Raw genomic sequence first — 24,292 nt, forward strand, 5'->3', positions numbered from 1 at the left:
CTTACGTGTATGCGATTGTCCTTGCAGGTGGATATGCAAAACGGCTTTGGCCCCTAACCTTAGGTGTGCCTAAAGCTTTGCTGCCTGTTGCTGGTAAACCTATACTGGACTACATCGTCGAGAAACTGCGCGCCCTCAATCCTCCCCTAACACACATTGTTCTGTCCACAAACATGCTTTTCCAACCCCAATTCCAAGCATGGCTCGACACGAAATCCTACAGCAGCATCAAGCTTGTTCCGGACGCCTCATCAAACGAGAAACAAAAACCAGGTGCAATAAAAGCCATTGCCAATATCATAAAAAAAGAGCCTAAAGACGACGTGCTGGTCATTGCTGGCGACGGCGTGTTTACTGACAATCTATTGGGCTTTCTGGAAGCGTTCAACAAGAAAAACGGCTCGGTTGTTGCTCTGTATGAAGTAGCAAATCTGGAGGAAGCTAAACGTTGTGCAACAGTAACCGTGGATGGAGAAGGAAAACTTTTGGATTTTGTTGAAAAACCTGCAAAGCCCACGACCACGCTGGTTTGCGGAGCGGTTTATGCGTTCAAAAGAGGAGTAAACCGACGGTTTAGCAAGTATTTGGCGTTAAAGTTGCCTACTGACCAACCGGGCAGGTTTATTGAATGGCTTTGTAGGCAGGAAACCGTTTACGGTTACATGCTTAAAGACTACTTGTGGGATATTGGGACTCACCAAGCCTATCAGGCATGTAATATGTGTTTTAGCAACTCTGGAGCAATACCGCTTATTGAAAAACTGTCAGAGGTAAACCCTGCATGAAAGCAATTGTCACGGGCGGGGCAGGCTTTATTGGAAGTCACCTCGTCGACCGACTAATTGACGACGGATACGCAGTCACGGTAATCGACAACATGACCTGCGGAACCATGGAAAACCTGAAACAGCACAAAGATAACCCCAAACTCAAAGTTTACACCGTGGATATTCAAAACGCCCAAGAACTTACCAGAATTTTCGCTGGGCATGATGTTGTTTTTCATCTAGCTGCACATGCAAACATAAGAAACAGCCTCGCCAACCACAGAGCAGACCTCGAAAACAACCTGGTCGGAACCATAAACATTTTAGAAGCGATGGTTCACAACAAAATATCTGACCTTGTTTTTGCTTCAACTTCAGCAATATACGGAGCAGCAACAGTGCAGCCTACGCCTGAAGATTATATGCCAACTCAAACCTCTCTGTATGGGGCATCAAAACTCGCCTGCGAAGCATACGCCGAAGCATTCACAGAGTTTGCTCCAATCAAGTTTTGGGCTTACCGGTTCGCAAACATAATTGGCGAACGTTGCCGCAGAGGTGTAGTGTGGGACTTCGTTCATAAACTGCAGCGGAATCCCGCTTCCATTGAAATTCTTGGGGATGGAAACCAAAGCAAAGAATACTTGCACGTTGACGACTGTGTCAATGGAATGATGACGGGTTATCAGCAATCCACCGAGGAAGTTAACTTGTTCAATTTGGCAATTGAAGAAAACACCGCCGTTGACGAAGTTGCCGACATTGTGATCAAAGAAATGTCGCTTGTGCATGTGAAGCGCTATTACACGGGTGGGGCAAGAGGATGGATAGGTGATAATCCCGTAGTGCATCTCTCCATAAACAAAATCAAGTCGTTAGGTTGGGTTCCCGAGATTTCTGCAAAAGAAGCCCTTTCTATAACCGCTAAATGGACAATTGCTGAACTAAATCACGTTTAAATGGACAAAAACTTGAGCGCCCAACCACCAAAATTGAAAGACAAAACCGCACTTATTACAGGTGCTGGGCGGGGCATCGGTAAAGCTATTGCTCTGACTTTTGCCCATGAGGGCGCAAACGTTGTTGTCGTCTCCAGAACAGTTTCAGAAGTTGAGAAAACCGCTAGTCAAATACGCGCTTTAGGTGGAAATGCCTTAAGTCTTCAGGTTGATATTTCCAAAAAAACCGACGTAGACAAAATGGTGCATTCAACTCTTACCGAGTTTGGAACGATTGAAATTCTAGTTAACAATGCTGGCGTAATCGGTCCTATTGGTCCATTGGCTGAAAACCCTGTTGATTCATGGATAGATACGATAAACGTGAACTTAATTGGGACGGTTTTATGTTGTAAATCTGTTTTGCCGGAAATGATAAAGCGAAACAAAGGCAAAATTATTAACCTGTCTGGAGGTGGCGCTACTGGACCCAGACCCAATTTCTCCGCATACGCCGTCTCTAAAAGCGCCATAGTGGGCTTTACTGGCACTTTGGCACAGGAACTGACGCCATTCAATATTCAAGTAAACGCCATCGCTCCAGGTGCCATCTTTACTTATTTGCATGAGCAGGTATTGAATGCAGGTCCACGAGCAGGCAACAACGAGTTAGCCGTCTCAAACGGTGCCAAACAAGAAACTGCCCGTTCTTTAGAGTCAGCCGCAGGATTAGCTGTGTTTTTGGCATCCGACGAGTCAGACGGGCTTTCAGGGCGTCTAATAAGCGCGGTTTGGGATAATTGGTCGGCAATGACAAAGGAGAAAATCCATGTGATAATGTCTGGAGAACTGTATACCTTGCGGCGAATTGATGACGTTTTATTTGGTTCAAAAAAAGCCGTTGCTTAATAGAGTGCAGATGAACGCGAAATGAACGTTGGCATTATAGGTTGTGGCCTTCAAGGCTGGCGTAGGGCAAAAGCTGTACGGGAAAATGGCGACAAAATCATTGCAGTTGCAGACAGCGACCCGACAAAATCGAAAACTTTGGCTTTTGAATTTAATTGCTTTGTTGCAACTCGCTGGGAAGACATAGTAGCTAATCCTGAAGTGGAAATCGTTATAGTCTGTTCCCCAAATCATCTGCATGCCCCCATGAGCATCACCGCTTTAGAAAACGGAAAACACGTTCTGTGCGAGAAACCTTTAGCACGAAACCAAAAAGAAGCGCAGTCAATGTTGGACGCCTCCACAAAAACTGGCGTCATCCTTAAGTGTGGATTTAACCTCCGCCATCACCCTGCTATTGTCCAAGTTAAAGAGTGGTTTGACCAAGGTGCCCTTGGCGAATTATCTTTTTTACGTTGCAGATATGGAACATGCGGACGGTTGAGCTACGAAAAGGACTGGCGAGGTAATTCCAACTTGGCTGGCGGAGGAGAACTCTTGGATCAGGGAATTCATGTTCTGGACTTATTCCGCTGGTTTGGCGGTATTTTCAGTGAAGTTACAGGGTTTATAGCCACAAACTATTGGGCGGTCGCCCCACTGGAAGATAACGCATTCGCGCTTCTACGTACCCCTAACGGTCAAATTGCCGCCTTACATGTCAGTTGGACGCAATGGCGAAATCTTTTCTCTTTTGAAGTTTTTGGAAAAGATGGTTATGCTCTAGCAGAAGGTCTTGGAGGGAGTTACGGTCCTGAGAAAGCAATTCTGGGTAAACGGTCCTTTACCAAGCCTTTTACCGAAGAAATTATTGATTTTCGAGGGGAAGACCCTTCCTGGAGAGAAGAATGGCGGGAACTCGTAAACGCAATAAAAGAGAATCGCGAACCTCTCGGAAGTGGCCTGGATGGTCTAGAAGCCTTGAAACTGGTTGAGGCAATCTACAAATCCAATCGAAAAACAGAGGCAACAGCATTTCATGCATGAATCTTTTACGGTTGGTTTTCAAGAAGCAACTAACATTAGTGTTGCAATAATAGGTTTAGGCCATTGGGGCTTTAAGTGGATAAAAATCTTTGATGAATCTAAAGCATGCGTTAAGGCATGTTGCGATATGAATGAGGATATCCTAAAAAAAGTTCGAATCCAAAGCCCCAAAGTAACCCCCTATCTTCAATATGAGGAAATGCTTAGGGGCGATTGCGTTGACGCCGTTTATGTTGCAACTCCTCCTTCTACTCATTACAAAATTGCACGAGAGTGCCTTTTGGCGAAGAAACATGTTTTTGTCGAAAAACCTTTGACAACCAGTTTTGTTCAAGGTTTAGAACTTGTTAAACTTGCCAAAGATGTGAACCGCGTTCTCATGGTGGGAAACACGTACATCTACAATAAAGCAATCCAAGAACTCAAACGTTTAATCAATTTGGGCGAAATCGGCCCCTTACGGTACATCCATTCCTGGATGACAAACTCAATTGATATGTGGACAGGAAAAACCATAAGCAACTACGCTGATGTTTTGTGGGACCTAGGTCCTCATCAGATTTCAATCGTAAATTACCTCATGGCTGCTGAGCCAAAGGCTGTCTCGGCAACCTGCACCCGTTCTATACTAAACGGAAACGCTTCAGAACTACACGATTGTGTTATCCTAAACTTACATTTTGCAGATAACATCGTAGCCACCATCTACCTTAATTGGCTTGACTATACTAAAAATCGGCGCGTTTTTGTAGCTGGGCAACGGGGGATTCTAAACTGTGACGACATTTCAAACCATCATCAAACGAAAATAGTTGTCGGAAAATTCCCGCAATCAAAATTTGATTCAACGACAAATGCCTTCTCAGCATATGATATCGATTTAAGCAACACTCTGAAAAACGAATGTGAGCATTTTCTGTCTTGTGTGGCTTCAAATTCTACTCCAATCACTGATGGTGAAGATGGGGTATCTGTTGTTAGAGTTCTTGAAACGGCTCAAAAATCAATTGCTAATTATGGCTCACTTGAACCGCTCATTTGATGTCAAATGGTGAATTCCCTCAAAACCTTTAATGCGACTAAAAAAAACGGCTGGATCATACGTAGTGGAACATTTATTGAGCCATCAAGCAAGATTGGTAGAAACCTTGAAACTGGACATAACGTGGTCATAAGGGAAAATTGCAGTTTAGGAGATAACGTGAAAGTCTGGTCTAACACCGTTATTGACTACAGTTGTACAATAGGAAACGAAGTAAAAATCCACTGCAATTGCTACCTCTCCCAATTTACAACCATAGGCAATAACGTGTTTGTTGCACCAGGAGTTGTTATGTTAAACGATGTTCATCCTGGATGTGCATATTCGAGGCAATGTATGCGTGGTCCAACAATCGAAGATGGGGCACAGATCGGCGGGAACTCAACAATTCTTCCCTATATTCGAGTAGGAAAAGGTTCTCTAATAGGCGGCGGTTCTGTTGTGACAAAGAGCATTCCTCCGAATTCTGTTGCCTACGGCGTTCCTGCACATATTGCGGGTTCTGTATTTAATTTGCGTTGCAAAATTGGCTTGAACCATAAGCCCTATCGAGAACTGTAAGTATGATTCCTTTGATTGATTTAAATCGACAGGTTCAGTCTATCAAATCCGAAATAAAACGGGAAGTAAACCGAGTAATTGATGAAGGCTTTTTTGTACTGGATAAAAATCTGGAAAAATTTGAAAAAGAATTCGCCAAATATTGTGGAACAAAGTTTGCGTTAGGCGTAGCTAACGGAACTGACGCCCTAACCATTTCCCTTAAAGCCGCAAGCATCGGGGTTGGCGATGAAGTTTTGGTTCCCACGAACACTTTCATAGCCACAGCTGAAGCCGTAACACATGCAGGCGCAACCCCTGTCTTTATAGATGTAAACCCGAAAACCTACAACATTGACCTCGAAAACGTGAAGGTAACACCCAAAACCAAAGCTATCATCCCAGTTCATCTCTACGGTCAACCTGTAAACATGGACGAGGTAACAGAGTTAGCAACCAAATTCGATTTGAAAATAATTGAAGATGCCAGCCAAGCTCACGGAGCAATCTACAGAAAGAAAAAAGTGGGTTCGTTTGGAATTGCTGGTTGCTTCAGTTTCTTTCCAACAAAACCCTTAGGCGCCATCGGTGATGGGGGAATAATCACGACAAATGATGAAAATATTGCGTTAAGAGTCAAGCAGTTGCGTAACCACGGAAGAGCAGCATTAAATATTCACGTTGAGCCTGGTTACACATCGCGGCTGGACGAGATACAAGCGGCTGTTTTGTCGGTGAAATTAAAACATCTAGACCAGTGGAATGCAATGCGGAAAAAAATAGCCGACCAGTATACTCATCTTCTTGATAACCTGTCTACATTGCAACTACCTTGCTGCATTCCTGAGGCTGAATCTGTATATTATCTCTATGTTATTCAAACAGAACGAAGAGATGAATTACAGGTAGCGCTGCAGAAACAGGGCATGCAGGCTTTAATTCATTACCCAATCCCGATACATATGCAACAAGCTTACGGAATGTATGCGAAGCAGAAATTGGTTTGCGCGGAGAATTTATCTAAAAAGATTCTATCTCTACCAATGTTTGCTGAACTTACTGAAGACGAAATACTCCTGATAGCTGAAGTCACAAAAAGGTTTGTCACCACAAATAATTAAAGCAAATAATCCTACTCGACCCAGCGTTGTAACTATCTTACCCGTCCTTAACGAGGAAAAGCGAATTCACTCTCTAGTTTCGGGCATATACAAGTATGGTGCAGGATTTGTAGACTGTGTTTTGGTTGTGGTCGATGACGGCACAGTAGACCTGTCAAGAGAAATGGCGGCTTCAGCAGGTGCTATTGTATTAGATAACGGTCCAAAACGGGGGGTTGGAATAGCAATTAGACGTGGAATAGAATTTGCCCTCCAAAACAAAATCGATATCTGTGCAATAATGGCAGGAGATAGCCAAGATGACCCCAAAGAAATCCCAAAAGTTATTGGTCCCCTATTTAGAGGCGAATGTGATTTTGTTCAGGGTTCTCGATATTTAGGTGGGCAAAGAACAGTAAATATGCCTTTTTCACGAACATTTCTAACCCGTCTATACACGCTTGGTTTCAGGTTAGTAAGCGGGTTTCCTGCAACTGACGCCTCAAACGGGTTTAGGGCTTTTTATATAAAAATAATACGAGAAATCAATCTCTGGCAGCCATCCCTTGACAAATATGCATTAGAGAATTACTTATATGCCCAAGTAGTTAAAAATGGCTTCAAAATTAAAGAAGTTCCCGTCACAAAAAAATTTGACCGTGCTCTTGGTTACAGCCACATGATTGTGTGGAAAGATAACTCTTTTTGGGCAGTCATAAAAGGCAGAGTAACACCAAATAGCCAAGTTGAAAATCGGCACTAATTGGATTTTAAGCTGTAGCAATTGAGAGTATCCGTATTGTCAGATACGCCTACCTTATCCGTAATAATCCCCTCCTATACAATGGATAGATATGACCAGTTATGTCGACTGTTGAAATGTATAAAAAACCAGACTTTTGGTTCGATAGAAACAATAATTGTTGTGGAAAACTGCAGTTCCCTTTTTCAACATATCTGCAAATTCATTGAACAAGAACATCTGTCAGCCGTTAGAATTATACAAACGTACACCGAAATTGGTTCTTCATTTCAGGTTAACTTAGGTGTGAGTAAAGCAAAGGGTGACATAATTGCCTTCCTTCATGATGATACACTTGTTCCCGAATGTTGGGCGGAAAATTTGGTCGCTGATTACTCTGAAGACGACAACATCATCGGAGTAACTGGACCAATTGTTCCAAGTGGACGTATGCCTGAGTGGTTCCCTGAAGAATTCGATTGGATAATTGGCTGTAACCGTTATTTTGTCAGTATGATAAAAGAAAAAAAGGGCGTGCGAAGTATCAGTGGCTCGAATGCGTCTTTTAGAAAAAAACTTTTCCAAGCTGTAGGCGGTTTATCCATAACTTTGGGGCCTCTAAGTAAAATCAAAAGCCGTTGGTGTGAGATAGGTGAAGAAACTGAATTATGCCTGAGATTAAGCCGCCGTTTTGACGGATACATCCTTTATGACCCTGAGGTTGTGGTTTACCATGATATACCCCAAGAAAACCTGAAGTGTCGATTCATAGCACGAATGTCTTTTCAAGGCGGTCGCACTAAGGGCAGCCTAAAAAAGTTTTACTCTGCTAACAATAAATTGCTTGCGCCTGAAAAAGAGATCTTTACCAAGCTTTGGGTAACTGTAATACCCGAAATGAGCAAACAAATATTCACGGACCCCACAACAAACCTGCGTAAAACTTCGGTAATTTTTTTTTCTTTAAGTTTCATCGCTTTTGGTTACTTACTGGGTTATTTGGCTCCTTCATCCCTAATATCAAAAGATTGGTACTTATGAAAAACCAATTGCGAGTGTTAGTAGTTGGCTGCGGCTTTGTTTCTACAATGCTTCACCTCCCACTTTTGACCAACTTCAAGGACGTGAGTGTGGCGGGAATTTGTGAATTAGACGATGCAAAAGGAATAGACGCCTGCGCCAGGTTTCATGTGAAAAACCGGTACACTGATTTTAAGAAAGCAATTGCTGAAGTAAAACCTGATTTAGTTGACATCTGCACACCGCCAAAATCTCATGCACCGCTTGCTACGTTAGCTATTGAAAACCAGATTCCATGTGTTATAGAAAAACCTTTGACTTCTACATTGGAAGAAGCGGATGAACTAATTCGGCTTTCAAATAAAAATGATGTTCCCATTTTTCCAATGCACACTTACTCATATCTGCCTTGTTTTAGAAGAGCCAAGAAAATGTTTGAGGCAGGCACCGTAGGTGACCTTGTGTCGGTGGAAACAAAGTATTTGGTGAATTTTCGGAGAGAACGATACGTTCAATCCAATCACTGGGTTCATGGTTTGCCGGCGGGGATTCTGTTTAGCGAGATCACTCCACATTTGGTCATGATGTTACTGGACTATTTAGATAAACCTGAGAGTATAGAGTTTTCTATGAAGAAGCTGTCTGATGTTTCTTATGTAACCGCTGACGAACTTCATGCGATTTTAACGTCAGCTAACCGGATAGGTTTGTTGGGTTTGTCGTACAATTCACCTATTGCTAGCCATAGGTTGACAATTATTGGAAAGAAAGGCGTCATTGATGCGGAAAGTTGCACCCAAACCGTAGTTCTCCATAAAGCAGCTGACATGATTCTGGGACCTACTGCCCGAGCAAAATGGTTTGTAGCAGATAGTCTTCAGAGGTCAAGCAGCTTTGGGTCAGTGGCTTTTAATGCATTGGTGGGTAGATATAAAATGTTGTCTGAGGGTCACCGTTTTCTCCTGCGTGCTTGCATTAGCCACCTCAACGATAACGCCCCTTTTCCTGTAGAGCTTGAAAAATGCAAAGAAGTAGTCAGGATATTGGAGCTTCTGACAAGTTCTGCCCAGTCTACTACACAAAAAGCAGTAGCTATCCAACAGTGATGAAGAAACCTGACGTTTGTGTAGTTACTGTACCCACTTTAGCTTTTAACGAAAAGGTGGGACTCGACAATTTCATCCGCCTCTTGCTTCCCTCATGCAACGAGATTTTTGTTATAACTGGTGAAGGATTCCAAAATTTCTATGGTGAAAAAGTTGTCCTCACAAAACTTCCTGTATTTAAAGGTACATCTGCTCCATCAAAAGTAATGCATAAACTGGTTGATCAAATCTATGAAGCTGTCTGCTTAGTGAAGTTGTCAAAAAAGTTTTCCTTGGTCCTTTTTCATGCGGGTGTCATATTCAATCAGATACCTATCGTGGTTGCTAAATTGCTTCGAAAACGGGTTGTTGTCTATCAGTTTGGGGGTAATTATCTGCTTGAACAACGTTTATCCGCTATCAAACGTTGGGAACGAGTAGTTAAGCCGATGAGTGCCGCTTTGTCTCGCGTCAATTATCCTTTAGCAGATGTAATTATCTGTGAAGGTCGTACGAATTTAATGAAGTGGGACCAGCTTGAGCGTTATCAAGAGAAGATAGCTTGGCTTGTGGCACGAGATGTTGATTTTTCGCGTTATAGAATAATAATCCCTCCCAATGAACGTCTCAATTTGATAGGTTATTTTGGGCGTTTAGACCCTAAAAAGGGCATACTGAATTTTATTCGGGCAATGCCTTCTGTTTTGGAGAAAAAACCCGATGTTCAATTCGTAATAGCTGGCACTGGACCTATTCAACAAGCAGTTGAACGTGAGATTACAACTTTAAAGGTAAATCGTCATGTGCAATTGTTGGGTTTCGTTGCGGATGAAGATATCCCCAACTTACTTAACAAGCTTAAAGTGGTTGTTGTGCCGACTTACGATGACGGTATTCCAGAGGTTATGAAAGAAGCTATGGCCTGTGGAACAGTTGTAGTTGCCACTTCCGTGGGTGGAATCCCTGACATAGTGAAAGATGGCGTCAATGCTTTTTTGATCCGAGAAAACAGTGCTCATGGTGTGGCAATAGCTATTTTAAAAGCGATAAATTCACCTAAACTCTATGATGTTGCAATTCAAGGGCGTTACCTTATCCAGGAGATCTATGGGAACGAAAAAATGGTGCAGCGTTATAGCGCTATGATAGCAAAATCCTTCAAGTTTAACCTCTGTGATTCGTGATTGCTTTTCCAGATCAGCATTAGTAACAACCAATATCCTAAAGGTTGTAGAAAATGTTAGATTGGACAACAAAGTATGCACGCTCCCCTTGTAATGACCCGGAAAAATCCTTACGATTCATTAAGATCATGGAGTTGCTTCAAGGAACTCTCTGTACTGCTGAACCATTAAAGATACTTGACCTAAGTACAGGTCTTGGTATGCTGCCCGTTATGATTAGAAAACGTGCCAAAAACCACGTGATCACTGCCTGCGATGTTCAACTAAAAAACGACGTTAAACTGCAGTTGTCTTCACAAAACATTGAAGCCATTGAAGGTGTAAAGTTTACTCCTGATGCGCCTCTTCCATTTCAGGATTCCTTCTTTGATGTAGTCATATTCACCGACGCTCTTGAACACATAATTGACGACCCTGAGCATGTTTTTTCCGAAATTCACCGGATACTCAAGAATGGAGGTAGTTTAATTTTCACAACACCAAATTTTGCACATATAGTTTCTCGGTTTAAATGCATGTTTGGAAAACAAACACAAGATTTTTTGTCTGAGGATAAGCATTTTCGCATGTACACCATTGACGAGTTGTTGACCATCTTAAAAGACGGGTATATTGTGAAACATGCTAAATTCGTCAACACCGTTGAATCTTGGCGTTTTGTTGGCGTCTCCAAACTTGCTTATTACTTTTATTGGCTTACCCTGTTTAGGTCATCGTTTAAGTCTACACTAGTTATCTTGGCTCAGAAAACTTAACGTGGTCTTTTTGTATATCAACTTCGAAAAAACTGATGTAGCCTTCAGTCTTTTTGGTGTTTTTCTGTTCGCAGTTGCCTTAGTCACAGTCTCTATGATGTCTCTCGCTTCAGGCTATGAAATAGATCTTTATGCAGCCTTTCCTTTGTTCTTCTGGTTTGTTCTCGGAGCCGTTTACTTGTTTAGCTTACTTCTTGTTTTGCGTCGGGTCTTCTTTGATGTGAAAAACCGTTGTTGGGTTATTGGAGTGCTTTTGATTATTTGCGTAAATAGTCTCATCCTAATATTGCCAGTCCTGAGAGGTTATTATTTTTATGGAATAACAGATTCTGCACAATTCTTTGGTCTAACAAAAGATATTCAAACTTACAGTAACATTAGTTCCGATTTGTCATTACTGCCCCTTAACACATATGAGCCTTTTTCTAATCTTTACCCGGGTTTCTCAATCCTGTTTGTTTCTGTCGGTTACCTAACAAGTTTAGATATTCGTTTAATATCCATGTTTGCTCCCTGTTTCTTTTTTATGTTTTATCAACTTGGACTTTTCGTTTTAGCCCAAAGCGTCACAAACAGTTTCCGAAAAGCTTTGCTTACTCTTGCTTTTTCCTTTCCCCTTTTATTCCTTTATCTTCAATCGATGTGTACTCCAACTGTTCTTCTTTTTCTCTACTCCCCATTTGTTGTCTTTATTGTGTACCGGTTATTGACTGCCAAAAGTAACAGTTTCAGTTGGCTTCTTTTGATAGTTCCTGTTCTTTTGAGTCTTCCAATTGCGCATCCAGTTGATGTATTTTCAATTGCGATACTGTTATTAGGAATTACTTTAATTCAACACTTTTATGCTAACAAAATCGGGCATGCATGGTACATCTTTCTTATTTTGTCCATCGTCTGGTTTATATGGACTACCGTTGTCGGAGTCTTTTCACAAGGTGTCAATAGTCTTATCCAAAGAACATCCATCGGTGAATTATCTACATATATCGAGGTTGCAGAACAGGCAAATGCTGGTGCCTTTGATTTAGTTGAGCGGTTTTTGATAGGTTTTGGTCAAGAAGCAGAGTACATTGCCCTCTCAGGGGTTATAATAATCCTTGTTATAAGTTCACGCCGGAAAAAAATAAGTTTCGAGTACTTTTTTCCTATGTTGATTCTTATTGTTTTTCTTCTGCTGTTACCCGTCTTTGAGTTTATTCCGTCAATTGGTTCTTTTCGGCGAATGCTCTTTTATGCTGTCTTAGGGGCAACTTTGCTTAACGGCTTTTATTGTTACGATTGTTTTACTCGGGTACGTTTCAAAAAATTCTCCGTTCCATTCCTTACGATAGTTATCTTCGGGGCGCTATTGTTGGGGCTGTTCAATGTACACGCGTCTCCACTTACACGACAATACAATCAACAGATAACCTCAATGGATGTTGTAGGTTTTAGCTGGTTTACCACTTATAATAATGGTCAGAGCCAAATATGTCAAATTCGAGTCATGCAATATGCTCTCTCCTCAATCAGTACAGGTATCCGAGAAACACCTAGAAACATCAGGTGGGGCACAAATGATCAATATCAGGCTCCTGATCATTTCGGATATGGCACATACGATCAATATGGCAATAATTTTAGTGATGACACATACTTTTTAACTAACAAGTTGGACAGGCTTCTTTTACCAGTCGTGTTTGCAGATTATCAATCTTCATGGCGCTGGAACGATTTAGACTGGCAAAATCTGCTTGATGACCCAAGTGTTTTGCGAGTTTATGATAATTCTGAATTTACCGTTAGTTACGTGAAAGGTTCAGGTTAAAACAAATCAGACCAAATCTGAGATTACTCGTTGGCAAAAGTTATTCGTAAGCTGGTTTAATGCCGAAGAAGATTCTCTTCCTTAACGTAACCGGGTCATCTAACAAAGGCGACATGGCGGTTGTCATTGGTCACATTATGGGAATAAAGCATTATTTGCCCGATGCTGAAATTACTCTTCTAAGTGGAAACGTTGAAGTCGATAAATTTTATGAAACTTTTGGGGTCAAAGTATGTCCACATCCTTGGTACACTCGACAAAGGAAATTATGGAAAGACGGTTGGCGAAAACAGCTTCTAGAAACGAACAGTTTTCTTAGCGGGTTGCCCAAGTTTTTTAGTTTTTTACTCTCTTTGTCGAAACTATCATCCGCTTTATTGTATCCCCTGCGTAAAAAAGAGTCTCCTTTTCAAGATTTTGATGTCGTGTTGGATACGATACCTGATCGATTAAACGAATCTTTTCATGGTTTTGTTGAATGTGGTGCTGTTCTGTTCGTGATTTTCATGGCTGAAAAAACCATAAAGAAACCCATACTGGTGGGGCCTTCCTCTATAGGTTCAATTAACTCTCCTGTGCTCAAGTTTTTAACACGCTTGGTTTTGAATAATGTTTATGTAGTTGCAACTCGAGATCAAAGAAGTTTTTGTTACGTTAAAAACTTGGGTATCAATAAGCCAAAAGTGTTATCTTTGAGTGATATGGCTTTTCTGTTGCCCTCTGCTTCTGAGGAAAAAATAATTTCGGTAGCTCAGGAAATTGGGCTTGATGTTAGAAACCATGCTTTTGTTGGTGTTGTGCCGCGGGTTTATGTTTGGCAAACGGTTACTCAGTATTATGATTTAGTGGCGCAGTTTATTGATTGGCTTGTCAGTCAATTTGGTGTTTACGTATGTTTGATACCTATGGAAACAGGTTTCGGTGTATACTGGAATGATGAAATAACGAATAAAGAAATCTACCAGCGGGTTCATCAAAAAAATGCTGTTCACATAATCCCCGGCAAATGTGACCCCACGGTAATTAAAGGGTTGATTGGTAACTTTGAATTTGTTGTCAGTTGGAAATTTCATGGTGCTCTGTTGCCTTCATCAGCTTTGGTTCCGACACTCGCGCTCTCCTATGGTGAAAAATACAATGAACTTTTCAGAAACCAACTTTGTCTGCCTGACCTTTTAATTGATGTTAGAGGCTATGGCCCAGACGCTCTGCTTTCTTTGCTGAAACGAAATTTCGAGAAAGCTTGGTTTAATAAAGAAGAGATTAAGCGTCGCCTGTCTTCAAGAGTTGAATGTTCTAAGGCTCTATCCTTATCCTATAGTAAAGTTGTTTGCGACATAGTAGAAAAATCTGAGAATAGACGCTGATTCTTCTTTTGTTTGCAGTTGGTGCGTTGCTGGAGATATAGTGTAATTTTTGGCAAAGCTGTCAAAGATAACTGAAGAGTCAGCGCGGGGTGGTTTTTTCTTGTTTTCGGGGACTGCCCTTTCTTCGATAATTTTGGCTGTTTCTGTGATTTTTTTAGGTCGATTTATGGGTCCAGAATTGTATGGGCAATTTAGTTTGGTTATAGTGGTTCCCACCTTTTTAATGCTTTTAACTGATTTAGGAATTAGTGCTGGTGTGACTAAATTTACTGCCAGTTTTCGTGAAGAAGGAAAAACGGCTGAGGTCGCAACAATAATTCGTCGCGGGATGCTTCTTAGGTTAGCAATAGGTGTGGCTCTTGCACTTCTAACGGTTATTTTTGCAGACTATTTTGCCTTGCTGATAAACAGGCCTGAACTCAGCGTTTACATACAGTTGGTTGCGTTCTCTGTGGTTTTTCATGTGGTGTACAGCACTGCTAATTCGGCATTTGTAGGTTTAGATAGGTCGGAGTATTCTGCGTTAATCACGAATGTGCAGGCGTTGTCTAGGGCGTCTCTTCAGATTGGCTTAGTTCTGTTTGGCTTTAGTATAACAGGGGCACTGATTGGTTATGTCGGCGGTTTGCTGGTTGCATCAGTCCTCGGGGTTTTCCTGTTGGTTAGGTTTTTCAAACATGTTGGGCGGGGGACAACTGTGGGGCAGCACCGTTTTTCTGAGACGTTCAAGAAACTGTTTCGTTTTGGTATGCCTGTTTATGCTTCCGTTGTTTTGGTTGGTTTGTTTCCCCTTTTTCAGCAAGTTGTTCTCGCTTTTTTTTCTTCCGATGCGGCTATCGGTAACTTTAGAGCAGCCTATAATTTTGCGTCACTGTTACTGATTATACTCACCTCAATTTCCACCGCTCTTCTGCCTGCTTTTTCCAAATTGGAATCATCTCCCGAATTAGTCAACATGTTCTTCAAAAGAGTAACAAAATATACTTGCCTCATAATAGTCCCTTCTATAATCTTCTTAATTTTATTTTCAACCCCGATTGTGGAGTTAATCTATGGAACTGAGTATCATTCTGCTCCTTTCTTTTTGTCTTTGAGTTGCTTGCCCTATCTTCTTGTTGGTATAGGTTATCTAACTTTGAATAGTCTCTTCACTGGGTTAGGTAAAACAACTTGGCTTTTGAAAGTGACTCTGCTCAATTTCATTTTTCTTCTTTGTTTATCTCCCATTCTCGCTCAAGCCTTTGATGTAACTGGCGTCATAATTGCAAATTTAATATCCAGTATAGTTGCCTCAATATATTCGTTGCATGTTGGATTGCGTTATCTTAAAATAAGCTTTGATGTGAGAATGCTCCTAAAAATCTATACAGTTGCTACTTTTTCTACTTTTCCTGTGCTTACTTTCAATTTCTTTTTCCCCTTAAGCTCGTTATTTGCATTGGTTTTTGGACTGTTAATTTATTTCGCAGTTTTTGTTAGCCTCATGCCTTTGACTAGGATTGTAAATAGAAGTGAACTTGCAGAAATGTCGCGGATAATTGGAGATTTGCCTTTGATTAGTTTTATTGCCAAGAAACTTTTTGGTTATCAAAAGAGGTTATTGGTTTGGGCTGAATTTCACCTCCATGATTAATGCATGTACTTTGTAGAATGCTGAGTTGATTTGTATGTGGCGTGTGCTGAAGTGGAAGCTGATTCCAACCGCAACTATTATTTTAGTTAACTCTTGAACTGCTAATATGCATTTGATCCTCTGTGGCGGTAGAACATTATGCTCGAGACATGGGTTCCCTCTTCCCTACACTACGACATCTGCCATTTTGTTCGCAACCATAACGTTAGTCTAATGCCGTAAAAGTTCAAACCCGCCAGCTAGAGGTCTACGGTACCGATGCCTCTGAAAAGCTTTTGGAGCACACTTGCCCAGCAACATAACTGGAATAAAGGCTAACCTGAACCGTGACCAACTTCCTTTTGATGATTGCTTCTTTGATTTTGTGTCCGCTACGGAGGTTATTGAACATTTATGGAATACTGACCAGTTCATCAAAGAATGTTATCGGGTTCTAAAACCAAGAGGGTATTTTCTTATATCTACTCCTAATTTAGCAAGCTGGATCAATGGCTTCTATTGTTTGCAGGTTTTCAGCCCCTTACACTGAACCTTCTGGTTCGATTTAACCTTGGTTTGCCATCTAAGCAAAAATATAGAGCTAAATATAGTGGGCACATTAATCTGTTTACGGTTCGTGCATTGATAGACATATTATCTTTCTACAATTTCAAAATCTTGGACAAGGCTGGTAGCCACATTAAATACAACGTTTCAGTAATGACGCTCTTTGATAGATTGTTTTACAAAAATGTAGACCTTTCCTCTGCCATTCTAATTCTCTGTCAAAAATAGTATTTAGCTGTTTTTTAGTCAGTTACACCGTTACGGCTGTGTAACCTTTCTTTTCTAATTTCTCCAGAACCATTGCTAACCCTTCAGCATCCTGACCTGAAGAAGGCACAACGGTGATTATTGCGGGTGGTGGGATGTGTTCTGTAACTTTTGATAATGCTCTAATAGCCGGGTTATTTGCTGTTTCTTGCTGGTGCGCTTGATATTCCAACTGCAGCATACCCAACAGCCGCTGAGACGCTTCTACATCTGCTTGCCCCAGTTGGCTCATAGTTCTTTTTAGTCTCCAAGCCTCAGTTGATTGTAAAAACCTCTCCGCTGGTTCCATATGCGTTATTTTTTCTGAAAGCTTTAACGTTTTTTTAAGTGCTTCTCGTGGGTTAACATGTCGCGATACTGCAAAAACTTCTTTATAATTATAGACGGCCAAAGCAGTTGTCAAGGACTCGTTAGCTAACGTTAATGCAGTCATCACAAAATTAGACACCAACACATCCGCTTCCTCCGCGTCTTTCACCGTTAAATTCGCGGCGATTATTGCGGGTTGCCCTTGAAAGTCTGCAAACTCTTTTGATACCAACTCGTTAAGCCTAACCGAATGCTTCCAATCCACATCCCTCAGTTTATCTCCAGCTTGGAACATCCTGCTGCCTTGATACTCTCCTCCTCTTTTAGCCGCCCTCAGCACTTTGTCGGGAAAAACGACGGTTGTGAGTGAAATTCCTGATGCTGTTTGTTCAAGGAATTTTTTTGCCAGCCACTGGGCATATTTAGCCTTCGGAATAATGTGGAGTTCAACGGGCTGCAGTTTTTGGTTTGTCTTGGTTAATCCCCATGGATCCATGGTTGTTGCCTGTATCTGAAGGGTGGATGGTCCTGCAAGCGGTGGGGTGAACCTTAATCTGATGTTCGTTTTGCCTTTTTTTTGCAATTCAAAGTTTGTGGGCTCAACCTGAACCCATGGCTCCTGTGGGTTAAGGAAAACTGTCAATGGTGCACCTGCTTTTCCATGCAGTGTTATGAGTTGGTTTTGGGTGTCGCCGACTAAACTTCTGCTAAACGTTTTGGCTTCTGTTAGCGGTGCTTTGGGCACCTTGATGGTGATGTAGCTTAAAATGGCGGTGATGTACACCATTAAAATGGCTGTAGTTAATGCCAAAGTCTGATTCCATAGCAGAAATGACGCTGCCGACAAGACAATTAACGCTGTTGTTAGAGCCGTTAGGGTTAGGGTGGCTTTTTTTCCTGTTTTTTGGGGGGGGCTAAACACGTGTGTTTTTGTGTTTTCTTTTAGGTTTTGGTCCAGCAGGTAAAGGGCTGGAATAATAACCAGCGGAGAGAGGTTTCCAGCTAAAGGTTCCAGTATTAGTGGCGTGAAGACGAGGGTGCTTATGGTTGATGGTAGCGTTAGGGTTATTCTTGGCGGTTTGTATACGGTGTAGAGTTGGAGGACAAATAGAATCAGCGCTATGTACAACTGTGGGGGCGGAGAAAAAAGAATCGCCAACAAAAAAACTGCCAGCAAGTACGCATTGACGAAATTTTTGGTTGTGAGCAGTGCCATTTAGCTTCACTGTTAGTCTATTTTTGGGACTGGAACCTCTTTTAGCAGCCTTTCAATAATGATTTTGGGGGTTATGTCTTCCATTTCTGCCTCAGGTTTTATTCGTATTCGATGAGTGAGCACTGAAGGCACCAATTTTTTCACGTCGTCGGGTATGACGTAGTCTCTTGTTTGTAGAAACGCCAACGTTCTGGAACCTTTGAACAAGGCTATACTTGCTCTGGTGCTGGGGCCTGTTATGACGTCGGGGTCTTGGCGGGCTTGCCTGACAAGCGAACTTATGTAGTCGTTGACTTTCGGGGCGACATAAACCTTCTTTACTTCTCGTTGTAGCTGCAAAATCTCGTCAAGGGTAACAACGGCTTTCAAGTCGGGGTCTTCAATGTAATCCAGATTTGCCACAACTTGCTTCTCTTCCTCTTTGCTTAGGTAATCGCTCCAGACTCTGAACATGAATCTGTCTACTTGGACCTCTGCTAAGGGATATGTTCCTTCGGATCCGTGGGGGAGTTGGCTAGCAATAACCATGAATGGTTTTGGAAGTGGGTGGGTTTTTCCTTCAATGGTTACTTGTTTTTCTTGCATGGCTTCAACGAGGGCTGCTTGGGTTCTGGGTGTGGTTCGGTTGAGTTCGTCGGTCAATACAATGTTGGCAAATAATGGTCCAGAGACGAAGCGTGACCCGCCGTTGAGAGCGTAGAGGTAGAATCCTGTTACGTCGGCAGGTAGCATGTCTGGCGTGAATTGTATGCGTTTGAATTCTCCGTTTATGACTTGGGCAAATGTTTTTGCCAGCAGAGTTTTTGCTGTTCCAGGCAGTCCTTCGATTAGGATGTGTCCTTCGCTGATGAGTGCTACCAGCAGCATTTCTTTCATTTCGTCCTTGCCTATAACGACCTTTGATACTTCATTTAAAATTCTGTCTGGAACATTTAGTGTTTCAAAGTTTTCTCCCAAGTTTTTCCTTCCTCCACCAAATTGGTCTTAACGCTATTGCTAATGCAACCGCTATTAAGGTTAATGTCGCCAACGGATTCGAAACTGCGCCGTAAACCTCACTCAGGCTTTTTTTCGCTTCCTCCAAAGCGGTTTTTGGTAAATGAGTTTGGTCAACAAAAACCTGCGGTTTTTCATCTTGAAACGAGGCAACGTTTTGGATGAATTGGCTGTTGTCTCCCATTTTTATCATGCCGTTAGTTAACATACTAGGGTCAGCTACCGCGATTACTACGCCTTGGTTTATTCTCTGGTAGGCGACAACGGGTAATGGTCCGTTGCTTTCGTTTGTGTTCCACTCTTCGTTGCCGTTGGTACCTGAGAAGCTGAAAGTGGAAGAGTATGCTACCACGATGGCGTCTGCAGTGTTATTTAGGCTGGTTGCATGATTGAGAATTATGTTGCTGACGTTGTTTGTCATTGGGCTTTGGGTGAAGTCTGTTATCTTCGGAAACCACTTATTTTGGTAATCAAACAATGGGTCCAAAAGGGGTTCTCCCGTGAACTTCATGTTTACACCTAAGTCGCCCAGAACCTGATTTCCATAGCCATAGTCATCCATTACTACTAACGTCCCACCATCATTGACGTAACTTTTCAGCTGCCTAAGTTCAGCCTCCGAAAACGGTTCATACGGAACCAAAAACAGGGTGGTTCCAAGTGGATTTACGGGTAACTCGTTAAATGCCTTTAGCGGAGTGGTGTTTTCTTGGCTCTCGACCGTGGTTAGTCCGTTCCAGAAAGGGTTTTCAACTCCAAAGTCGCCGTTTGGTGGAAAACCCCAAATTAAAACAAGCATAGCCAAACCAATAACTACCGTGGTGGTGAGTAAACATAAGCTCGTTTTCATTTCTGCAGCACCTTTATGATGTTGGAAACGTGCAGTTGGGCTTTGGCAACGTCTTTATCGTTTGGCATATGTGGAGCGTACAAGGTTTTCTCCGCTAACCCCGTTAACTGTGCAAATGAATCCGCGGCGTCGCCAATTTTTGACTGTGTCTGCTGCAGAAACTCCCGCAGCGTCATCTGTGTTTCCAGTTTGTTTCCAGTTGCTGCTTCTACTGTGCCTAAAGCTTTGAGGTATGCGTCTATAATTTTGCCTTTTGTTCCTTTTGGCTTGAATTCAGGTTTGAGAACAGGGCTTTGGGGTGCTACGGTTGGGGCTGTAGGTGTGTTGGTTGTTGCCTCTTCAGGAGGTTTGGGTTTGTTAGCTTTGAAATTGGGTTTAGCCACTCTTGTGTATAGTAGTGCTCCAAGGGCAATGCATGCGGTTGATGCAACCCCTACATTTGCGGAGCTGACGACGAAAATTTTAACGGTTTCTTGGGTTGAGGAGCACCATGGTTCTGCGGGGTTGACGGTTATGCTTAGATCTTGAACCCCCACAAGTACCGTGTTCAATGGGATGTTTATTGTTGCGTTAAAGCTTCCGTCTGGGGCTGTTTTCACTGTGACGTAGGTGGCTGCGACGGCGAGGTTAACTTCCGCGTTCTGAAGGGGTATGGTTGCTGATGCTGCTTTGCCCTCAACGAAAAGTTCTGTTGGTAACAGCACAAAAGTGGGTGCTTGAACCTGTATTTTTGTGGCGATTTTTTCCACGGTTAGGGTAGCTGTTTGGGTGGTTCCTTGGTAGATGTCTAGAGCTTCAACCGTTAAGGTTATTTGGTGTTTTCCTGTGGGCGTTAGGGAACTTATGGTGGGTTGCATTTCAAAGAAGCCGTTTTTGTCGGTTTTCCCTTGTGTCAATAAAATGTTATCCAGAAGAACTTTTATGGTTCTTTGCGGTGCAGTTTTTCCGTCTCCGGTTGTGACGTTGCCGTTTATGTTTGTCGGCAGTCCTGGGTAGGCTTTGTCCGCAACATTGAGGTGCAAGGCTGTTTGGTAATAAAAGATGATGAGCGTTACGGTGGGGCTTAAAGCAGCTAAGTAACATTCGCGGTCGTCACTGGTTGGCGTGTAGACAACTCTGAGGGTCATGTTGTGAATGTACCTGTAAGGTATCTGCACGACGGCTTGGTATTTCCCTTCGGGGTCGGTTTTTGCTGTTGCCGCCTGTTGGTCATTCAAAAAAAGCGTTACTTCTCTGTTTGGGAGATTCTGGCTGGGTGCTTTGAGCGTTCCTGATGCCATAATTTGTTCACCGACAAAGACTATTGTTGCGTTAACGTTGAGGGTTAACTGTGTGGGTAGCAGGTTGGTGTCGATTTGTTGCATTTCGCTGTTAAGGGTCGTCAAAAGTTCGTGGTATCTTTGCAGAAGTTTCGTTAGTTGCTGGAGGATGGTTTGGAGCCGGCTGTAGGCTTCTCTGATTTTGTTCTGTGTTGGTTCAGCAAATACGCCTATTTTTTTGCTCAGTGTGACGGTGGCTTCTTGGATGTCGTCTAAAAGAATCTGGGCTTTGGCGGCAAGGATGCCTGCTTCTTTGAGTGTTTGGTTTGCCTCGGAGAGTTGATTCTGATTTAGCAGGGTTTGGGCTTGGTTTAGCTGTACTTCAAGGCTGTTGAGGGTGCTGGTTAATTGTTGCGTGAGGTTGTTGAACCGGTTAATTATGTACTGTGCGTCTTCGGGTATTGAGAGGTAATTGAGTTTGTCGATAAGACTGCTTGCATTTTGGTAATCTTTTGATGCGACAAGCGCCAGTATATCCGCGTAGTTTGTGAGGAAAGCATATCCGTCAAGAGTGTTTTCGGCGGTGCTGGGGTCTTCATGAGGCACATATGCACCTTTGCCTTGCGCTGTCATGGGAAGGGTGACTGTGGCTAAAATAAGGGTCAGAAGTACCAAGGTAGCTGCTGTGAATGTTTTCAAAAGAAGGTGACCTCCCAAGTTATCTCCAGAACCTTCAACATAAAGATGACCAAAAAGACCGCAAAGAGGGCGTAGCTGAGGAGGTTTAAGGTTTTTTGGGTTTTAGGCTGTAGGGGCGAATGCAGTAACGTTAGTGTAAAATATTCCAATATGTACAGGGCGACGTAAAGGTCAAGGTTGTTGACGCTTAAAAACGAAAGGGCAACCGTGGTGAACGTGTAAGTAACGGCTAATGAGGCGAGGTATCTTTCGAGTTTTCTCAGAAGCTTTGCCCCGCCACAATTTTTAATTCCACCACACATTTACCTCTGAGATGCTGTTCGCTGTTCACCAAAACGGGTTTGTTTAGAACTTCAGCCGTCACCGAAGCCACAATCGACGCCAACGGGGTGCCTAAACTCTCGTACACCCACATCTTGCGGTGCTCCAAACGTGGATTACCCACTTCAACCAAAATCTTTTCACCCTCCATGGCGACGCATGTGCTGTCTGCCAAGTTGATGGTGCCTGCAAGAACGGTTGTGAGGGCGGCTTCCACGTCTCCTGCGTTTGCTGCGGAGTGGGGTTTTGGAGGGGTTGTTTTTGCGGCTTCTGAGCCGGGTGTGGTGACTAGTAAGCCTACGTCTTCGGGGTTTGGACCATGTTTGACGATGAGGCGGTTGGGCAGGACGGTTTTTTCCAGTTTGGGTGGGTGGGGGTTTGAGTGGAGGGGGATGAGGGCTTGGGGTTTGCCGCTTGTCATGGTGGAGGGTAAGTAGATGGCTTTGGACTTTAGGCCTATTTCTTCGATGAGGGCTGCTATGTTTTCGATTCCAGCCTGCATGAGTAGGGCGGTGGCTTCAGGTGGGATTTTTGGTTGTCCTCTTCCTATGGTGTATGCTATGCTTGCGAGTATGATTGTGGAGATGCCTAGCGCGGTTAAGGGGGTGGATTGTAGGATGAGGTGTGCGGTGGCGGCGAGGAGGGTGCCTGTTATAGCTAAGCCTGCTCCAAGCATAGTGTAGTAGCTTTTAATTGTCTTCACTGCATACACCATTAGTTTTGTTCTGAGTCAGATTTATGTTTGTTCTGGTTAATTTCAATGATTCATCAGTGTGGTTATCTTCCTTTTTAACACTTGTTCGAATTCCGAACTTTGAAAAAACTAACGCCACAAAAAGCATAATCACCACCGCTACACTTTGCGTTGACGCTGCCGCAACATCGATTATGGCGTTAGGGTAAGATATCTCCTGTTGGATGAATTGAACTTTAACTGTTGATATGGGCACTATGCCTTGCTGTGTAACATTTAGGCCGACATTTACTCCGTAGCCCATGTTTGTTAATGGCCACAAAATGCCCACTGGGCCGCCAAAGAAATCCAGCATAAGATGACTCAAATAAAACAGCGATGCTAAAAACAAGATTTCCCCGTACGGTTTCCAGCCGCGTTTTCGAGTGCAAACCCACGCCACCACCATGATGGCTATGGGGATGAAGATTGTGTGCAGGTACAGGCGGTGGGCATTAAATGCAGTGTCCAAATCGGGAATGACCGCTATTGGCGCAAGCAGCAGGGCTTTTTTTACGCTTACCCCTGCAATTATCGCCAGCATTGCCGGAATAACCATATGAAAAACTATGTCCAATCGGTTCCCTTCAGGCTCAGTTGGTGGTAGCGGAACCTTCGTACAAGTGCCGCAAAGCCCAAGCCTTCAATTAACACTGCCAAGACAACCGTTATCGGCGGCAAAGTGATGCCCCACGGCGTATAGTTCAAAGCTAACCCCACAAGCGGCGCGATGGCCAGGCTTAAACCAATAGCTAAAGCAAACCTAACCAATCCGTCCATATCTTCGCTTTTGGGGTACAATGCTGTCACTAGCATGGCACCTGGCAAAAACAAGACGAAGATGCCCCCAAGAACATACCTCACATACAAAAGAGGTGCAGCGTTAACTGTGAAAACGAAAACGAACGTAACTGCAACCAGTGCGGTTAAGAACCAAAACCATGCGTTCTCCAAATTGAACATGTACCGTGTTAACGTGGATGGTGGGTTGGCTTCAGAGAGGTTTAACGACCCTTGCTTCCACATCGTGTAGACGGCTTTGGTTGCGTCTTTAGGTTTCATTTTTTTGTCGGTTACGAGGGTGTCAACAAGTTCCCCAAGCGTTGGGTTGTCCAAAGAGTCCGCTGCATCCTTAACTAGCTTCTCTAACTGTGCTACAGCGGCGTTGCTTTTCACTTCAT

At 42.9% G+C, this 24,292-nt stretch carries 24 protein-coding genes; 16 read left to right on the top strand and 8 right to left on the bottom strand.

What is annotated here, in order from left to right; translation table 11 throughout:
• Positions 1 to 5: 5 nt before the first annotated feature.
• The 16 genes from ACBZ72_01850 (at position 6) to ACBZ72_01925 (ending at position 16,444) form a co-directional block, all read left to right on the top strand.
• A complete protein-coding gene (locus ACBZ72_01850) occupies positions 6 to 785 on the top strand; it encodes a nucleotidyltransferase family protein (protein ID XES77631.1) in 780 nt (259 codons plus the stop codon).
• On the top strand, positions 782 to 1,726 hold the full coding sequence (locus ACBZ72_01855; GenBank protein XES77632.1) for an NAD-dependent epimerase/dehydratase family protein: 945 nt from the start codon (positions 782 to 784) through the stop codon (positions 1,724 to 1,726). Before ACBZ72_01850 ends, ACBZ72_01855 begins: the two co-directional genes overlap by 4 nt.
• A 12-nt stretch (positions 1,727 to 1,738) precedes the next feature.
• Positions 1,739 to 2,614, top strand: a complete 876-nt coding sequence (locus tag ACBZ72_01860) for an SDR family NAD(P)-dependent oxidoreductase (protein ID XES77633.1) — start codon at positions 1,739 to 1,741, stop codon at positions 2,612 to 2,614.
• Between the two features lie 21 nt (positions 2,615 to 2,635).
• Entirely contained in the window at positions 2,636 to 3,640 is a 1,005-nt protein-coding gene (locus ACBZ72_01865) for a Gfo/Idh/MocA family protein (protein ID XES77634.1), read from the top strand.
• Positions 3,633 to 4,682 (top strand): Gfo/Idh/MocA family protein, encoded by a 1,050-nt coding sequence (locus ACBZ72_01870; GenBank protein ID XES77635.1) that lies wholly within the window; start codon positions 3,633 to 3,635, stop codon positions 4,680 to 4,682. Before ACBZ72_01865 ends, ACBZ72_01870 begins: the two co-directional genes overlap by 8 nt.
• A 9-nt stretch (positions 4,683 to 4,691) precedes the next feature.
• The gene (locus ACBZ72_01875) at positions 4,692 to 5,243 is read left to right on the top strand and encodes an acyltransferase (protein ID XES77636.1); all 552 of its coding nucleotides are present in this window, start codon (positions 4,692 to 4,694) and stop codon (positions 5,241 to 5,243) included.
• 2 nt (positions 5,244 to 5,245) lie between these two features.
• Positions 5,246 to 6,343, top strand: a complete 1,098-nt coding sequence (locus ACBZ72_01880) for a DegT/DnrJ/EryC1/StrS family aminotransferase (protein XES77637.1) — start codon at positions 5,246 to 5,248, stop codon at positions 6,341 to 6,343.
• Positions 6,324 to 7,085, top strand: coding sequence for a glycosyltransferase family 2 protein (locus ACBZ72_01885; GenBank protein ID XES77638.1), 762 nt, complete (start codon positions 6,324 to 6,326; stop codon positions 7,083 to 7,085). The genes ACBZ72_01880 and ACBZ72_01885 overlap by 20 nt, the downstream gene beginning before the upstream one ends.
• A 36-nt stretch (positions 7,086 to 7,121) precedes the next feature.
• Positions 7,122 to 8,105, top strand: a complete 984-nt coding sequence (locus ACBZ72_01890) for a glycosyltransferase family 2 protein (GenBank protein ID XES77639.1) — start codon at positions 7,122 to 7,124, stop codon at positions 8,103 to 8,105.
• The gene (locus ACBZ72_01895; protein ID XES77640.1) at positions 8,102 to 9,190 is read left to right on the top strand and encodes a Gfo/Idh/MocA family protein; all 1,089 of its coding nucleotides are present in this window, start codon (positions 8,102 to 8,104) and stop codon (positions 9,188 to 9,190) included. Before ACBZ72_01890 ends, ACBZ72_01895 begins: the two co-directional genes overlap by 4 nt.
• On the top strand, positions 9,190 to 10,353 hold the full coding sequence (locus ACBZ72_01900) for a glycosyltransferase family 4 protein (GenBank protein ID XES77641.1): 1,164 nt from the start codon (positions 9,190 to 9,192) through the stop codon (positions 10,351 to 10,353). The genes ACBZ72_01895 and ACBZ72_01900 overlap by 1 nt, the downstream gene beginning before the upstream one ends.
• A 128-nt stretch (positions 10,354 to 10,481) precedes the next feature.
• Positions 10,482 to 11,108 carry a class I SAM-dependent methyltransferase gene (locus ACBZ72_01905; GenBank protein XES77642.1) on the top strand — a complete coding sequence of 209 codons (627 nt, stop codon included), beginning with the start codon at positions 10,482 to 10,484 and terminating at the stop codon, positions 11,106 to 11,108.
• A gap of 10 nt (positions 11,109 to 11,118) precedes the next feature.
• A complete protein-coding gene (locus tag ACBZ72_01910) occupies positions 11,119 to 12,915 on the top strand; it encodes a hypothetical protein (GenBank protein ID XES77643.1) in 1,797 nt (598 codons plus the stop codon).
• Between the two features lie 113 nt (positions 12,916 to 13,028).
• Positions 13,029 to 14,282, top strand: coding sequence for a polysaccharide pyruvyl transferase family protein (locus ACBZ72_01915; GenBank protein XES77644.1), 1,254 nt, complete (start codon positions 13,029 to 13,031; stop codon positions 14,280 to 14,282).
• Between the two features lie 49 nt (positions 14,283 to 14,331).
• On the top strand, positions 14,332 to 15,915 hold the full coding sequence (locus ACBZ72_01920) for an oligosaccharide flippase family protein (protein XES77645.1): 1,584 nt from the start codon (positions 14,332 to 14,334) through the stop codon (positions 15,913 to 15,915).
• 286 nt (positions 15,916 to 16,201) lie between these two features.
• Positions 16,202 to 16,444 carry a class I SAM-dependent methyltransferase gene (locus ACBZ72_01925; GenBank protein XES77646.1) on the top strand — a complete coding sequence of 81 codons (243 nt, stop codon included), beginning with the start codon at positions 16,202 to 16,204 and terminating at the stop codon, positions 16,442 to 16,444.
• 267 nt (positions 16,445 to 16,711) lie between these two features.
• Here the strand turns inward: ACBZ72_01925 and ACBZ72_01930 are convergent, their stop codons facing one another.
• Genes ACBZ72_01930 through ACBZ72_01965 form a run of 8 tightly spaced genes read right to left on the bottom strand, consistent with a single transcriptional unit; the run spans position 16,712 to position 24,287 of the window.
• Positions 16,712 to 18,253, bottom strand: coding sequence for a DUF58 domain-containing protein (locus tag ACBZ72_01930; protein ID XES77647.1), 1,542 nt, complete (start codon positions 18,251 to 18,253; stop codon positions 16,712 to 16,714).
• Positions 18,254 to 18,265: 12 nt separating this feature from the next.
• A complete protein-coding gene (locus ACBZ72_01935) occupies positions 18,266 to 19,210 on the bottom strand; it encodes an AAA family ATPase (protein XES77648.1) in 945 nt (314 codons plus the stop codon).
• Positions 19,194 to 20,099, bottom strand: coding sequence for a DUF4350 domain-containing protein (locus ACBZ72_01940; GenBank protein XES77649.1), 906 nt, complete (start codon positions 20,097 to 20,099; stop codon positions 19,194 to 19,196). The genes ACBZ72_01935 and ACBZ72_01940 overlap by 17 nt, the downstream gene beginning before the upstream one ends.
• Positions 20,096 to 22,057 carry a hypothetical protein gene (locus ACBZ72_01945; GenBank protein XES77650.1) on the bottom strand — a complete coding sequence of 654 codons (1,962 nt, stop codon included), beginning with the start codon at positions 22,055 to 22,057 and terminating at the stop codon, positions 20,096 to 20,098. The genes ACBZ72_01940 and ACBZ72_01945 overlap by 4 nt, the downstream gene beginning before the upstream one ends.
• Positions 22,054 to 22,359, bottom strand: a complete 306-nt coding sequence (locus ACBZ72_01950) for a hypothetical protein (GenBank protein ID XES77651.1) — start codon at positions 22,357 to 22,359, stop codon at positions 22,054 to 22,056. Before ACBZ72_01950 ends, ACBZ72_01945 begins: the two co-directional genes overlap by 4 nt.
• Positions 22,317 to 23,081, bottom strand: a complete 765-nt coding sequence (locus ACBZ72_01955) for a hypothetical protein (GenBank protein ID XES77652.1) — start codon at positions 23,079 to 23,081, stop codon at positions 22,317 to 22,319. The genes ACBZ72_01950 and ACBZ72_01955 overlap by 43 nt, the downstream gene beginning before the upstream one ends.
• Positions 23,068 to 23,688 (bottom strand): metal-dependent hydrolase, encoded by a 621-nt coding sequence (locus ACBZ72_01960; protein XES77653.1) that lies wholly within the window; start codon positions 23,686 to 23,688, stop codon positions 23,068 to 23,070. Before ACBZ72_01960 ends, ACBZ72_01955 begins: the two co-directional genes overlap by 14 nt.
• On the bottom strand, positions 23,679 to 24,287 hold the full coding sequence (locus ACBZ72_01965) for a DUF1616 domain-containing protein (GenBank protein ID XES77654.1): 609 nt from the start codon (positions 24,285 to 24,287) through the stop codon (positions 23,679 to 23,681). Before ACBZ72_01965 ends, ACBZ72_01960 begins: the two co-directional genes overlap by 10 nt.
• Between the last annotated feature and the right edge of the window lie 5 nt (positions 24,288 to 24,292).

The sequence above is a fragment of the Candidatus Bathyarchaeia archaeon genome, from assembly GCA_041447175.1.
GTDB lineage: Archaea > Thermoproteota > Bathyarchaeia > Bathyarchaeales > Bathycorpusculaceae > JADGNF01.